This window comes from Hydrococcus rivularis NIES-593 (assembly GCF_001904635.1).
In the GTDB taxonomy this organism is placed as follows: Bacteria; Cyanobacteriota; Cyanobacteriia; order Cyanobacteriales; family Microcystaceae; genus Hydrococcus; species Hydrococcus rivularis.
The window spans coordinates 98,560-112,766 of sequence record NZ_MRCB01000004.1 but is presented as its reverse complement, the minus strand read 5'-3'; the positions used below and the strand labels follow the sequence as shown (position 1 = coordinate 112,766).

Annotated in this window: 12 protein-coding genes and 1 pseudogene; 12 read left to right on the top strand and 1 reads right to left on the bottom strand. The window is 46.2% G+C overall.

What is annotated here, in order from left to right:
* Positions 1-127 precede the first annotated feature (127 nt).
* Positions 128-430, bottom strand: a complete 303-nt coding sequence (locus NIES593_RS05475; protein ID WP_073598619.1) for a hypothetical protein — start codon at positions 428-430, stop codon at positions 128-130.
* A gap of 798 nt (positions 431-1,228) precedes the next feature.
* Here NIES593_RS05475 and NIES593_RS05470 point away from each other — a divergent pair.
* The 12 genes and pseudogenes from NIES593_RS05470 to nifB all read left to right on the top strand — a co-directional run bounded on the left by NIES593_RS05470 (position 1,229) and on the right by nifB (position 14,130).
* Positions 1,229-1,597, top strand: coding sequence for a NifB/NifX family molybdenum-iron cluster-binding protein (locus tag NIES593_RS05470; RefSeq protein ID WP_245817312.1), 369 nt, complete (start codon positions 1,229-1,231; stop codon positions 1,595-1,597).
* Positions 1,594-2,849 (top strand): annotated as a pseudogene (gene nifS / locus NIES593_RS05465) (cysteine desulfurase NifS); the annotation flags it as partial. The gene NIES593_RS05470 and the pseudogene nifS, both read left to right, overlap by 4 nt.
* A 108-nt stretch (positions 2,850-2,957) precedes the next feature.
* Entirely contained in the window at positions 2,958-3,854 is an 897-nt protein-coding gene (nifU, locus tag NIES593_RS05460) for a Fe-S cluster assembly protein NifU (RefSeq protein WP_073598616.1), read from the top strand.
* Between the two features lie 385 nt (positions 3,855-4,239).
* A complete protein-coding gene (gene nifH / locus NIES593_RS05455) occupies positions 4,240-5,064 on the top strand; it encodes a nitrogenase iron protein (RefSeq protein WP_015145430.1) in 825 nt (274 codons plus the stop codon).
* Positions 5,065-5,137: 73 nt separating this feature from the next.
* Positions 5,138-5,503 carry a P-II family nitrogen regulator gene (locus NIES593_RS05450; RefSeq protein WP_073598615.1) on the top strand — a complete coding sequence of 122 codons (366 nt, stop codon included), beginning with the start codon at positions 5,138-5,140 and terminating at the stop codon, positions 5,501-5,503.
* A gap of 51 nt (positions 5,504-5,554) precedes the next feature.
* Complete coding sequence (locus NIES593_RS05445; protein ID WP_245817310.1) at positions 5,555-5,995, top strand: P-II family nitrogen regulator; 441 nt, start codon at positions 5,555-5,557, stop codon at positions 5,993-5,995.
* Between the two features lie 131 nt (positions 5,996-6,126).
* On the top strand, positions 6,127-7,800 hold the full coding sequence (gene nifD / locus NIES593_RS05440) for a nitrogenase molybdenum-iron protein alpha chain (RefSeq protein WP_083602340.1): 1,674 nt from the start codon (positions 6,127-6,129) through the stop codon (positions 7,798-7,800).
* An 88-nt stretch (positions 7,801-7,888) separates the two neighbouring features.
* Positions 7,889-9,259, top strand: coding sequence for a nitrogenase molybdenum-iron protein subunit beta (gene nifK, locus NIES593_RS05435; RefSeq protein ID WP_139253631.1), 1,371 nt, complete (start codon positions 7,889-7,891; stop codon positions 9,257-9,259).
* Between the two features lie 128 nt (positions 9,260-9,387).
* Positions 9,388-9,705 (top strand): (2Fe-2S) ferredoxin domain-containing protein, encoded by a 318-nt coding sequence (locus NIES593_RS05430; RefSeq protein WP_073598612.1) that lies wholly within the window; start codon positions 9,388-9,390, stop codon positions 9,703-9,705.
* A gap of 141 nt (positions 9,706-9,846) precedes the next feature.
* Positions 9,847-11,208: a nitrogenase iron-molybdenum cofactor biosynthesis protein NifE gene (gene nifE, locus NIES593_RS05425; RefSeq protein ID WP_073598611.1), complete on the top strand. Its 1,362-nt coding sequence runs from the start codon at positions 9,847-9,849 to the stop codon at positions 11,206-11,208.
* 117 nt (positions 11,209-11,325) lie between these two features.
* Positions 11,326-12,759, top strand: a complete 1,434-nt coding sequence (locus NIES593_RS05420; RefSeq protein ID WP_073598610.1) for a nitrogenase component 1 — start codon at positions 11,326-11,328, stop codon at positions 12,757-12,759.
* Positions 12,760-12,840: 81 nt separating this feature from the next.
* Positions 12,841-14,130: a nitrogenase cofactor biosynthesis protein NifB gene (gene nifB / locus NIES593_RS05415; protein WP_073598609.1), complete on the top strand. Its 1,290-nt coding sequence runs from the start codon at positions 12,841-12,843 to the stop codon at positions 14,128-14,130.
* Positions 14,131-14,207: the final 77 nt, after the last annotated feature.

The window sequence follows — 14,207 nt, the reverse complement described above, 5'->3', positions numbered from 1 at the left end:
TATCTTCGGAAGCGGAACTGGTTCTTCATAGATTTTCGGGCTGTTCGCTCCGATATTAAACAATAAGATATTTATCGTTGCGAGTGACTTAGCCGTTGGATTGCTTTTGTTAATTAATAGCCCAAACCTACTGCAATGCCTTGGCAATTTGATTGGCAACCCTGAAATGGTCGAGGCTGGGAGATTCAATCTCGTCTCTGGTCAATCGTTCGAGTTCGGATGCGATCGCTTTCATCGTTTCAGCACGTCGGCGCATTCTCAGGCGCATTCCCTCTGGTTCGGCAGCGATACACTGGGGACAAACATCGCTTATGTATTCGCCGGAATCCCTATAAGCTCTTGCTATGACCTCGGTGGGATAAAAGACACTACCGCATAAGTGGCAATAAGATTTTTCCTCGAAGTCATTACTCTCTATTTGAATCTTCATGAGGTTTTTCTCTACTTTTAGCTAATTACTACTACTTCTTTCGATTCATTAAGATGTAGAGCTATTATTTTTAATTTTATTTTAATCTAAAATGTATTTTTTCTAACAGTGTAAATCTACCCAGAAAATTCTAAATTTACTAAGTAAAAATACTCTGCCCTAAAAAATTATACTTTTCGATGCAAAAATGACATTTAAAAAAGGCATGATAGGGAATAATGTTAGTTTGAATACAGAATTAAACTTTGTCTAAAAGCTAAATTGGGATTCATCTATATTTTTAGTTCAGCAAAATCTATATTGTTGCGATCGCCTTAACTTTTTGCAATATAAATTTAAAGTTCTTCTCTAAGACTTTATTTAAGGTAAAATTTAGTGAAATTTTTTTGTAAAATTCAATAGTTAAAGCGATAATCGTAATAACTTATGTACTCAAAACAAAGTTGACGATAACTAATAGCAAAACCTCTATTTATAAAGAGCTAAAACAGATTTAAGCGTTTTTAGGTTTGTCTGAGCTATCCCCGCACCCTCCAGGCAAAAAAAATTTGTAATAAATCTCAAAAGAAAAATTGCATTGATAAAAAAGTTCAGTAAATTAAGTCTCGTAGAGATTAATCTATAATCTGAGCAAATATAAAGAAAATATTAATTAGATAAAACTTATACAAAATCAAAGAGCTGGTCGCAAAAGGTGCGTTGTACGATCGCAACTAGAGCAGCAAAGAACTTATGAGCGATCGCGCTTCAGATTGTGCTCAAAAAATAGAATTCTCCCATTCGTAGGAGATAACCAGAATGATGATTACTGTCCGGGATTCAATTCGAGTGGCGGTTGCCACAAAAGGCGGAGGAATCGTCAACGAACACTTCGGTCACGCCAAAGAATTTCAGATCTATGAAGTAGATGAAACACAAGCTACCTTTCTAGAAAGCCGTCAAGTCATTCCCTACTGCAAAGGTGGCTACGGCGAACAAAGTGCAATGGACGACATCCTCCAAAAGCTTTCTGATTGCAAAGCCGTTTTAGTTTTAAAAATTGGAACTAGTGCAGAAGATCGCTTGCACACAGCAGGAATTGAACCCGTTCAAGTCTACGACGCGATCGAAACGGCAGTGTTTGACTATTACCAAAAGTGGCAGCAATCTGAGGAGGCGATGGTATGAAGTTGGAAGTCGGAAGTCAGAAGTCGGAAGTGGGAGCGAAGTCGGAAGTTATTTATCTCGATAACAACGCCACCACGCAGGTAGCAGGGGAAGTAATAGAAGCAATGCTGCCTTACCTGACGCAGTACTACGGCAATCCCTCTAGTATGCACACCTTTGGCGGACAGGTCGCCAGAAAAGTCAAAGAAGCGCGAGAAAACGTAGCTACATTAATTGGCGCACAACCAACTGAAATCGTTTTTACAAGCTGTGGAAGTGAAGGAGATAACGCTGCCATTCGCGCCGCACTGGCAGCGCTGCCGGATAAGCGCCACATCGTCACGACGCAAGTAGAACATCCGGCAGTTCTTAATCTTTGCAAAAAGTTAGAACAAGAAGGTTATAGCATTACATATCTTTCCGTAGATCGCAAAGGTCAACTCAACTTAAACGAGCTAAAAGCCTCGCTCCACGATAATACTGCTCTCGTTTCAATTATGTGCGCCAACAACGAGACGGGAAACATTTTCCCCATCGAGCGCATCGGACAGATTGTCAAAGAGCGAGGCATTTTATTTCACGTCGATGCAGTGCAAGGAGTTGGAAAAATTCCTTTAAATATGAAAGATAGTACCGTCGATTTCTTGGTGATGTCCGGTCATAAGCTTCATGCACCGAAAGGAATTGGCGCTCTTTATATCCGTAAAGGCGTTCGCTTCCGTCCGTTTTTGGTTGGCGGACACCAGGAACGAGGACGGCGAGCAGGAACGGAAAATGTCCCTGGTATCGTTGGGATGGGTAAAGCAGCAGAACTTGCGATCGCACATTTAGATGAAGAAAGTACTAGAGTAAGAGCATTGCGCGATCGCCTCGAACAAGGACTACTGACTGCCATCCCTGACTGTCAACTCAACGGTCATCACAGCAAGCGCTTGCCTAATACTACTAACATCGGCTTTAAGTACGTCGAAGGCGAAGCATTGTTGTTGATGTTGGATCGCGAAGGCATTTGCGCCTCTTCTGGTTCCGCCTGTACTTCCGGTTCATTGGAACCCTCCCACGTCTTGCGCGCAATGGGACTGCCTTACACCTTCCTCCACGGTTCGCTCCGCTTTAGCCTCTCCCGTTACAACAGTGGAGAACAGATCGAGAGAGTGTTGGAAGTCATGCCAACAATTGTAGAACGCCTGCGCTCTATTTCACCTTTTAAGAGTGAGAAAGATGAAGAAAAAGGCTGGCTGAAATCAGTAAGCAACGAACAGTTGCTCACAAAAATGTAGTGCGGGCATCCTGCCCGCCAATGGGATATGCTCCCGCACAACAGGTATTCTGCACACGCGAGCGAGACGCTCGCACTACTTAAGGGGACTGGTAACTGAAAATGTGGGACTATAGCGAAAAAGTAATGGATCTGTTTTATCATCCCCATAACATCGGAGCGATCGCGCCTGATGAATGCAAAGCGGGAGAAGCGATCGCGATAGGCGAGGTGGAGAGTGTTGCTTGTGGAGATGCTTTAAGACTGTATCTGAAAATAGATCGAGAAACTGACACTATTCTAGATGCTCGCTTTGAGACTTTTGGCTGTGCCAGCGCGATCGCATCGTCCTCCGCACTCACCGATTTAGTTAAGGGAATGAAGGTAGATGATGCCCTTAAAATTAGCAACCGCGACATTGCTGACTATCTAGACGGTTTACCCCAGGAAAAGATGCATTGTTCCGTCATGGGACAAGAAGCGCTAGAAGCTGCCATTGCCAACTACAAAGGTGTTTCCATCAGACAAGACGAAGATGATGACAGTCGGTTAGTATGTAAATGCTTTGCCGTCAGTCAAGATCAAATCAAACGAGTCATTCGAGAAAATCACCTGACCACTGCCGAAGAAGTCACCAACTACATCAAAGCAGGTGGCGGATGCGGTTCCTGTTTGGCAGACATAGACGATCTACTAGCAGAAGTTAACGAACAGACACAACAAATAGAAGCTAGTTTCACTCGCTCTCCTTCTCTCTCCAAAACCTCTGCATCTGTCCCTCTAACTAACTTGCAAAAGATATCTCTCATCCAAGAAATTCTCGAGAAAGAAGTGCGTCCGTTTCTTGCTACAGATGGCGGAGATGTAGAATTGTACGATGTTGAAGGAAACCGAGTGCTAGTAATACTAAAAGGTGCTTGCGATGGTTGTCCGAGCGCGACCGCTACTCTCAAAATGGGAATTGAAGCAAAGTTGCAAGAAAGAGTTTCTCCCGATCTCGTAGTTGAAGCTATTTTGTAAAGTTAAAAGCGATCGTTACATCAGAATAAATACGACATAACTGCGATCGCACTGCTAGAAGGAATTTAGAATTATTTTTCAAGAATTTAAACAACAAAAAAATTGTTTTATAAAAAGATTAAATTAAAATAATGAAGTGTTGTTTTGTAACCCAATTAACTATTTATATCAGAAACCGAAAATAGGATTATATTAGGAAGAAAAAGAGGTCTCAATTCAGCCGATAAAAATCGCGAAATTGAGACTTTATCAAACTTCTCAGAGAGAGGAAATCAAGGAGTATTAATTCAATAATATTTCCACGGATTTGACAAAATTTTAGAGTTTACTAACTGGTCAAATCGATTAACCTCTCACAAAAAACTCTGTATTAGGAGATCTAGCAATGAGAAAGATTGCTGTTTACGGAAAAGGCGGTATCGGTAAATCCACTACCACGCAAAACACTGTAGCTGGATTAGTAGAACTAGGTCGTAAAGTCATGATCGTCGGTTGCGACCCCAAAGCTGACTCTACCCGACTCCTCCTAGGCGGTCTGCACCAAAAAAGCGTGCTAGACTCCCTGCGGGAAGAAGGACAAGATGTCGAGTTAGAAGATATTCGCAAAGTTGGCTACGGAAATACTCTCTGTGTAGAATCTGGCGGTCCCGAACCCGGCGTTGGCTGTGCGGGTCGAGGCATCATCACCTCTATTAGCATGCTCGAACAACTCGGTGCTTACGAAGAAGAAGAAGGACTAGACTACGCCTTCTACGATGTATTGGGCGACGTTGTTTGCGGTGGTTTTGCCATGCCAATCCGCGAAGGAAAAGCCCAAGAAATTTACATCGTCACCTCTGGCGAAATGATGGCAATGTATGCTGCTAACAACATCTGCCGAGGCATCAAAAAATACGCTCAATCCGGTGGCGTTCGCTTGGGCGGCTTAATCTGTAACTCCCGTAAAGTCGATCGCGAGCAAGAATTAATCGAAGCCCTCGCCGAACAACTCGGAACCCACATGATTTACTTCCTACCGCGCGACAACATGGTGCAACGGGCAGAACTCAATCGCAAGACAGTTATTGAATACGCGCCCGATTCCGAACAAGCACAACACTATCGCAACTTAGCCAAAGCGATCGACGAAAATACCAAGCAAGTCATTCCCTCGCCAATGACCAACGAAGAACTCGAAAAACTCCTCATCAAGTTTGGTTTGTACGACTAATGGCGACGGAAAACCGAGAACTAAGAGAGTTTGTCATCTCTCATCCCCCTTAATGAAATGGAGGTAAACTACCATGACTCTTATGGTCAGAGCGATTATTCGACCTGAAAAATGTGCCGAAGTCATGCAGGCGCTTTTGGATGCAGGATATCCAGCAGTTACCAAAATTGATGTTTACGGTCGAGGTAAACAAGGGGGTCTCAAAATCGGCAATGTCGTTTACGACGAACTGCCCAAGGTTTGCTTGATGGTAGTCGTCCCCAACTCAGAAAAACGCTTCGTCATCCAAACCATCTTGGCAAGTGCCCGCACTGGGAACATAGGGGCACCTGGAGACGGCAAGATTTTTGTTACCCCAGTCGAAGAAGTCTATACAGTTAGCTCTGGGAAACAAGAATATGTCGCCGCTCCCCCGACTAAACCATTAGCCAAAGTCTAATCCTTTTTTCGCGCATCGTTGGTCATTTGCCAAAGAATCAACAGAGGACAAATGACCAATACATTACCAAGAACCAATTTAGCGAGGAGAGGTGTCATGAAAGAAGTGATGGCAGTTATCAGACCCAACAAAATTACCCCGACAAAAGAAGCATTAGTAGCAGCAGGGTTCCCCGCCTTCAATGCCATCAAAGTCGTCGGTCGAGGAAAGCAAGCTGTTGACTTTCAACTGTGCGCTAATCTCAACGAACACCCAGAAGATAGCAGCGATGTATTGTCGATACTCGCTCGCGGACCTCAGTTGCTTGCTAAGCGTTTGATTAGCGTAGTCGTTCCCGACGACAAGGTAGCAAAAGTTGTTGAAACCTTAATCGCCGCCAACCAAACAGGCAATCCTGGAGACGGTAAGATCTTCGTTCTGCCAGTAGAAGAAGCCGTTCGGGTGAGCAATGGTGTTACTGGCGCGATCGCTGTTGATGAAATGACTGGCTAATTACAGTAACCAGTGAAGATGGTCCTTTGTCATTAGTTATTAGTACAAAAGTTATTAGTACAAAGAACAAGTGACAAAGGACAAATGACAAATGACAAATAACTGGTAACTGAAACAGAGGAGAAAATATTATGACAGACAACACATTTTTAGCGCCTAAAACCGATGTAGAAGTTCAGGCGGCGCAAGCAAAAGAAGAAGTAATGCTCTCCAGATCTCCGATTAGTAAAGAGGAGACACGGGAAACAGTTGAAGAAATTCTCGAAGCTTACCCCGCCAAAGTGGCTAAAAAACGCAGCAAACACGTCATCATTCGCAATCCCGAAGAAATAGACCAAGAAATCGCCGCCAACGAAAGAACGACTCCTGGCATCATCACCCAGAGGGGTTGCGCTTATGCAGGTTGTAAAGGGGTGGTCGTCGGACCCTTTGGCGATTGCATCCACATCGTTCACGGCCCCATTGGCTGTTCTTACTATGCCTGGATGACGCGACGCAACCAATATAAAACCCGCGAAGATGGACGAAACTGGCTCAACTATAGCTTCTCCACCGACTTGCAAGAAGAGGATATCGTCTTTGGCGGCATCAATAAACTCAAAACAGCCGTTCGCGAAGCATACAATATTTTCGATCCCAAGCCAAAATCTATTACCATTCACGCTACCTGTCCAGTAGGTTTAATTGGCGACGACATTCAAGGTGCAGCGAAAGAGTTAACCGAGGAACTGGGACTTCCTGTAGTTGCTTTTAACTGCGAAGGTTACAAAGGAGTCAGCCAATCGGCAGGACACCACATCGCCAACAACGGTTTCTTCAAACACTGGATTGGTACGGATACAGAAACTGAAGAAATCGAGGGCTTCACCGTCAACCTGATGGGAGAATACAACATCGGCGGCGATGCTTGGGAAATCGAGCGCGTTCTCGAAAAATGCGGCATTAAAACCGTAGCGACTTTTAGTGGCGACGGCACTTATGATGCAGCAACTAAGGCGCACCTAGCGAAAGTTAACTTAGTTATGTGTCACCGTTCCATCAACTACATGGCAACGATGATGGAGACTAAATATGGAGTTCCTTGGATTAAAGTCAACTTCATTGGCATCCATGCATTCGCCAAGAGCATTCGTAAAGTCGCTCGCTTCTTTGATAACCCCGAACTCACCGCGCGGGTAGAAGAAGTACTCACTGAAGAAATAGCGCTTGCCGAGGCGCAACTTGCCGAATATCGCAAGCGCTTGGAAGGTAAAACTGTATTCCTATTTGTTGGTGGTTCTCGCGCCCACCACTACCAAGAATTATTTGCCGATCTTGGTATGAAGACGATTGTAGCAGGATATGAGTTCGCTCACCGCGACGACTACGAAGGACGGCAGGCATTGCCAAAAATTAGGGTTGATGCCGACAGCCGCAACATCGAAGAATTAGAAGTCGAACCCGACCCCGAACGATACAATCCCACTCGTCCCCCAGAAGTCCTAGAACAGTTGCGGGAAGAAAAAGTGATTGGGGATTACGAAGGGATGATGCCAGACATGGGCGAAGATACCTTACTGGTAGACAATATCTCTCACCACGAACTCGATGTATTGATTAAACGCTTTAAACCCGACCTCATCGGTTCTGGGATTAAAGACAAATACATCATCGAGAAGTTTGGCATCCCTTGCAAACAGTTGCATAGCTACGACTACGGCGGACCCTTTGCTGGGTTCCGAGGCGCAGTCAACTTTGCAAAAGATGTCGATCTGCGCGTCAACGGTCAAGCGTGGAAATACATCAAAGCACCGTGGCAGAAGTAGTTATTTGTCCTTTGTCATTTGTTCTTTGTGCCAATGACAAATGACCAGTGACAGAGGACAAGAGGCTCACAATTGAGGAGAAAATATTATGTTAGAATTGACCCCCAAAGAAATTATCGAACGCAAGGCATTACGCATCAATCCTGCCAAAACTTGCCAGCCTATCGGTGCAATGTATGCTGCATTAGGGATTCATGGCTGTTTGCCCCATTCCCACGGCTCGCAAGGCTGCTGCGCTTATCACCGATCGCACTTGACTCGTCACTACAAAGAGCCAATTATGGCAGCGACTAGCTCTTTTACGGAAGGGGCGGCAGTATTTGGCGGCAGTGCTAACTTGCGCCAAGCATTCACGACGATGTACAAACTGTACAACCCAGACGTAATTGCCGTCAATACCACTTGCTTATCGGAAACCATTGGGGATGACATTCCTACCATTATCCGAGAAGCTCGCGAAAGCGGAATTATTCCAGAAGGCAAAACGGTTATTCACGCTAACACGCCCAGCTACGTCGGCACCCATATCACGGGTTGGTCGAATATGACCGAAGCAATGGTGAAGTACCTGTCCGAAAAGACTGGTACGACCAAAAACCAGCTTAACGTCATCCCTGGCTATGTAGAGCCATCCGACGTTCGCCATCTAAAGCAGTTTTTGCAAACGCTTGGAGTTGAGTCAGTAGTATTCCCCGACACTTCCGATGTCGTCGATACTCCTCAAACAGGCGATTTTCGGATGTATCCAAAAGGCGGAACGACCGTAGAAGCCCTTCGTTCTACAGGCGACAGCCTCTATACGCTAGCGTTGGGAGATGCCAGTAAAGCAGCAGCAGTGGCATTAGAGAATAAATGCCAAGTTCCTTATAAAGTACTTGATTTACCCGTCGGGATTGCGGCGTGCGATCGCTTTGTTCAAGCAGTCATCGAAACCACCGGAATCGAACCGCCAGAATCCCTCATGGACGAACGAGGCAAGCTGGTAGACTTAATGACTGACTGGCAACAATATCTCTATGGCAAGCGGGTTGCCCTCTCCGGCGACCCCGATCAAATGGTTGCAGTGACCGAATTCTTGGTAAGCTGCGGCGCTAAACCCGTCTACGTCATTACGGGTACGGTTTCTCCGTATTTTGTCACTCGGTGTAAGGAAATCCTGAAAGATTGGGTTCCCGATGCCGTTATCCGCGACAACGCCGACCTATTCTATCTGCATCAACTTATCAAGAACAAACCCGTAGACTTGTTAATTAGCAACGTCTATGGCAAGTATATCGCCCGTGCAGAAGACATTCCCTTAGTACGCTACGGCTGGCCCATTCTCGATCGCGTTGGTCATAGTCTCTTCCCCAGCTTCGGCTATCGCGGCAGTATGCATCTATTGTGCAACATTATCAACACGATCCTCGAACGCAAAGATCGCGACGATCCCGATGAAGTGTTTGAATTAGTGCTGTAATACAGATCGATTGTAGTGCGGGAGAGCCTTCGCTCTCGCTGGAGGGGCGCTTCGCGTCTTGCCTGCGAGCGGATAATATACAATCCGCGAGCGAGACGCTCGCACTACGACAAAAGGAGGTAACGAAAATGGTTAAACTAACAAAACCAAAACATCACATTTTTGTTTGTGCGTCCTTTAGAATGAAAGGCGACGCTCAGGGCGTTTGCGGACGCAAAGGGGCTGTCCCACTCATTCAATATCTAGAAAGCGAACTGAGCGATCGCGGTTTGGATGATGTCCTCGTTTCTTCGACGGGATGCCTGAAACTGTGCGACCACGGCCCCGTCATGATGATTTATCCCGATAACTATTGGTATGGAGAGGTCGATGAAGCTGCGATCGACGAAATTCTCGATGCGCTAGAAGAAGGGAAGGCGGCAGAAGATTATTTATTTGCTAAGTAGTGCGGGCATCTTGCCCGCGCGAGTACAACGGTAAGCGAGCGAGACGCTCGCAACAACAAACCAACCATCAAAAGCGAGTACAACGGTAAGCGAGCGAGACGCTCGCACTACAACAAACCAACCATCAAAAGGTAACGACCCATGACTGACACAGTTATCTTTCAAGAACGTGCCGATCAAATTCACCGCAAAGGCGATGCTCCCTTTCAGTTAGCCTGCAATAAGGATAGTTTAGCGGGAGCTGTCAGTCAAAGAGCGTGCGTCTTTTGTGGTTCGCGGGTCGTCCTCTATCCCATCGCCGATGCAATACACTTAGTCCACGGCCCCATCGGTTGTGCCGCCTATACTTGGGATATTCGGGGTGCATTGTCTTCTGGTCCTGAATTACACCGCCTGAGTTTTTCCACTGACTTACAAGAAAGAGATGTCATCTTCGGCGGCGAGAAAAAACTTCAGCAAGCGTTAATCGAACTGATCGATCGCCATCATCCCAATGCTGCCTTTGTCTACTCTACTTGCATTGTCGGCATTATCGGCGACGACATGGAGAGCATCTGCAAGCAAGTTAGCCAAGAAAAAGGTATCCCAGTTATTCCCGTGCAGTCTGAAGGATTTAAAGGCAATAAGCGGGCAGGATACAATGCCGCTTGCAGAGCCATGTTCCGCTTGGTAGGTACGGGCGACACGACTGGGATTTCTCCCCACAGCATCAACATTCTGGGAGACTTTAACCTGGCGGGGGAAATCTGGATTATCCGAGAATATTACGAACGCATGGGCATTCAGGTAGTGGCAAATATCACGGGTGACGGACGAGTAAAAGATATCGCGCGATCGCACGGTGCTGCCCTCAACGTCGTTCAATGTTCTGGGGCGACGATGGACTTAGCCAAAATGATGAAAGAGAAATACGGCATTCCTTTCGTGAAAGCTTCCTACTTCGGCATCGAAGATATGGCAGATGCCTTATACAAAGTCGCCAACTTCTTCAAAGACGACCCCGAAATCCTCAAGCGCGCTCAACAAGTAGTCCGCGATGAAATCGCTGTCCTCTATCCCAAACTTCAAGAATACCGCAAAGACTTGCAGGGGAAAAAAGCCGCTATCTACGTCGGCGGTGCCTTCAAAGCCTTCTCCCTCGTCAAAGCGTTTCGACTGTTGGGAATGGATGTCGTGATGGTCGGTTCGCAGACGGGCACTAGCGAAGACTACAAAGAACTGCACGAAGTCACCGATGAAGGCACGATTATTGTAGACGATTCCAACCCCTTAGAACTATCTGCCTTCCTCAAAGAAAAAGATGTAGATATCTTCGTCGGCGGCGTAAAAGAACGTCCCATCGCCTACAAACTAGGACTTGGCTTCTGCGACCACAACCACGAACGCAAAGAAGCCCTAGAAGGCTTTGTCGGAATGCTCAACTTCGCCAAAGAAGTCCACTCCACCGTCATGTCCCCCGTCTGGCGCTTCGTCCCTCGCAGAACCCGTGCCAAATCAGTATAACCTCTCTGCGAACCCTTTGCGCCTCTGCGCGACGGCACTCATTGTGCGGACGCAGGTTCCGCACCCGTGCCTCCTCTGCGTGAGATAAAAACACCTATATAATCGAGGCTTAGAGCCATGTCTAAGACATTAAAAATACAACAAAAGACGCAGTCCTACGTCTCCACCACCAACGCTTGCAAACTATGCAAACCACTAGGTGCTTGCCTAGCTTTTCGAGGCATTGAAGGGTGCGTGCCTTACTTGCACGGTTCTCAGGGATGCGCGACCTATATGCGCCGCTATATTATCAGCCATTTTCGAGAACCAATTGACATCGCCTCATCGTCTTTAAGCGAAAAACACGCCGTTTATGGCGGAGGACCCAATCTCATGAAAGGTATCCTCAACATCATGGATAAGTACGGCGCTAAAATTATCGGTGTCGCTACTACTTGTCTAACTGAAACCATCGGCGATGACGTTCCCAGACTCTTGAAAGAGTTTGAAGCTGAATTTGGCGACAGAGAATTACCAACGCTAGTAAATGTTTCGACTCCCAGCTATAGTGGCACTCATATGGAAGGCTTTCACGCTACGGTGAGAGCAGTAATCGACCAGTTAGCGACTGGAGATGGGAAGACTCGAAGACGGGGAGAGGAGGAGACGGGGAGAGGAGGAGATGAGCATACAGAAAGTAAAACGGTTAATATCCTGCCTGGCTTATGTTCTCCAGCCGATACCCGTTATTTAAAAGAAATCCTCGGAGATTTTGGTATTTCTGGGACAATTTTACCAGATATTTCTGAAACTTTGGATGCTCCGGCTCAATTAGACTATGAGAAGATTCCTGAAGGCGGAACCCCGCTTGCAGCAATTCAGGGCATGGGCAGTTCTCAAGCTACGATTGAGTTCGGACAAGTATGCCAGCGATCGCACTCGACTGGAGGTCAACTCTTACAAGAACGCTTTCATGTCCCTTTATATTCTATTGGAATGCCCATAGGCTTGCGAGAGTGCGATCGCTTTTTTGATGTTCTCGAAGAAGTTTCCGGTTGCCCAACCCCCAGAAAGCACGAACTCGAACGGGGACGGCTAGTAGATGCTTATGTAGACGGACATAAATATGTTTTCGGCAAGCGAGCAGTAGTTTATGGCGAGGAGGACTTAGTCGTCGGGCTGACAGCATTTTTGGCAGAAATCGGCATAAAACCCGTCCTATGCGCTTCTGGAGGCAATAGCGGGCATTTTCAAGACGCGATCGCAGCCGTAACCTCAGATATCTTAACTGAAACGCCTATCGTTAAAGAAGGCTTCGATTTTTACGAAATTTCTGAAGAAATCGAGCAGTTAGAACCGGATATCCTAATTGGCACCAGCAAAGGTTATCCTATCGCTCGCAAGCATAACATTCCGCTTATTCGCGCGGGTTTTCCCATCCACGATCGCTTTGGCAGCCAGCGAATCTTACATCTAGGCTATCGGGGCACTCAAACCCTGCTCGATCGCATTATTAACGCCTTCATCGATAAAAAACAAGCAGATTCGCCTGTTGGATACGGTTATCTTTGAATCAGCGCACAGCGACCAGGTAGTGTGAGCGTCTCGCTCGCGCGGGCAAGATGCCCGCACTACAAAATAGGAGGAAGAACCATGACTGTCACGGTAAATTACGAAAAACATCCCTGTTTTAACGTTAAGGTAAAAGGACAATTTGGACGAGTTCATTTACCCGTCGCGCCGAAATGCAATATTCAATGCAACTATTGCAATCGCAAGTATGATTGTGTCAATGAAAGCCGTCCCGGGGTAACTAGCACCGTTCTTTCTCCTGCCCAAGCGGTTCTCTACATGGATAAAGTATTGGAGAAGGAACCTAAAATTACTGTAGCTGGTATTGCTGGCCCTGGCGATCCTTTTGCGAATGCACAAGAAACTTTGGAAACAATGCGTTTGCTGAGAAATCGCTATCCAGAGTTAATATTGTGTTTGGCTACTAACGGATTGGGATTAAAACCAGAATATATTGAAGAGATAGCGAAAATTGGGGTTTCTCACGTTACAGTAACCATTAACGCGATCGATCCAGAAATTACTCGCAAGGTTTACCGTTGGGTTAGAGATGGCAAAACCGTCTATCAAGGACGCAAGGGAGCAGAATTATTACTGCAACGCCAACTCGAAGCCGTAAAGGGACTCAAAGCAGCAGGAATTACCGTAAAAATTAACTGCATTATCATTCCTGGAATCAACGACCATCACGCCGTTGAAGTCGCCAAGAAAATGTCAGAATTGGGCGCAGATCTCTTCAATGCAATGGCGTTGTATCCCACAGCGGAAACGCCTTTTGAAGATTTAATCGAACCCGATGCCTTGACAATGGCGAAAATTCGTCACGAATGCGAGCAATATTTACCCCAGATGCGTCACTGTACGCGCTGTCGGGCTGATGCGGTAGGATTGTTAGGGGCTGACCAATCAGAAGAGTTTCATGGCTGTCTGATTTCTTGTTCTAAGACGCTCGTTCCTTTAGAATCCAAGAATAGACTTTATGTAGCGGTCGCTTCCTACGAAGGGATTTTGGTCAATCAACATTTAGGTCAAGCTGACCAGTTCGAGATTTGGGAAAAAACAGACCAAGGCTTCCATATGGTAGAAGAACGTTTAGCCCCCGACAAGGGAACGGGATTTGAACGGTGGCAAAAACTAGCCGACGCGCTTAAAGATTGTCGGGCTGTTTTAGCAGCTAGCATGGGCGATAATCCCAAGGAAATTCTAACCAAATGCGGCGTGTTGCCTGTAGAGATGAATGGTTTTATCGAAGAGGGATTGAAAGCAGTTTATGAAGGCGGCGATTTAGGAAAGCTTAAAGGCAAGCGCCAAAAAGCCGAATGTGGCGTCAAGCAAGAAGGTTGTGGGGGAGATGGTTTGGGGTGCGGGTAAATACTCTATTTGAGTTGAGAAAAGCAGCGATTTTGTATGCCCTTTTTTCTAAAATGATAAGGTTATAGCACAAAAAA

What these genes read in the sequence shown, in the direction of transcription:
- nifE (WP_073598611.1), top strand. Translation starts at nt 9,847, where the DNA reads ATGACTGACACAGTTATCTTTCAAGAACGTGCCGATCAAATTCACCGC.
- nifH (WP_015145430.1), top strand. Translation starts at nt 4,240, where the DNA reads ATGAGAAAGATTGCTGTTTACGGAAAAGGCGGTATCGGTAAATCCACT.
- NIES593_RS05475 (WP_073598619.1), bottom strand. Translation starts at nt 430, where the DNA reads ATGAAGATTCAAATAGAGAGTAATGACTTCGAGGAAAAATCTTATTGC.
- nifB (WP_073598609.1), top strand. Translation starts at nt 12,841, where the DNA reads ATGACTGTCACGGTAAATTACGAAAAACATCCCTGTTTTAACGTTAAG.
- nifU (WP_073598616.1), top strand. Translation starts at nt 2,958, where the DNA reads ATGTGGGACTATAGCGAAAAAGTAATGGATCTGTTTTATCATCCCCAT.
- NIES593_RS05445 (WP_245817310.1), top strand. Translation starts at nt 5,555, where the DNA reads ATGACCAATACATTACCAAGAACCAATTTAGCGAGGAGAGGTGTCATG.
- NIES593_RS05470 (WP_245817312.1), top strand. Translation starts at nt 1,229, where the DNA reads ATGATGATTACTGTCCGGGATTCAATTCGAGTGGCGGTTGCCACAAAA.
- NIES593_RS05420 (WP_073598610.1), top strand. Translation starts at nt 11,326, where the DNA reads ATGTCTAAGACATTAAAAATACAACAAAAGACGCAGTCCTACGTCTCC.
- nifK (WP_139253631.1), top strand. Translation starts at nt 7,889, where the DNA reads ATGTTAGAATTGACCCCCAAAGAAATTATCGAACGCAAGGCATTACGC.
- NIES593_RS05450 (WP_073598615.1), top strand. Translation starts at nt 5,138, where the DNA reads ATGACTCTTATGGTCAGAGCGATTATTCGACCTGAAAAATGTGCCGAA.
- NIES593_RS05430 (WP_073598612.1), top strand. Translation starts at nt 9,388, where the DNA reads ATGGTTAAACTAACAAAACCAAAACATCACATTTTTGTTTGTGCGTCC.
- nifD (WP_083602340.1), top strand. Translation starts at nt 6,127, where the DNA reads ATGACAGACAACACATTTTTAGCGCCTAAAACCGATGTAGAAGTTCAG.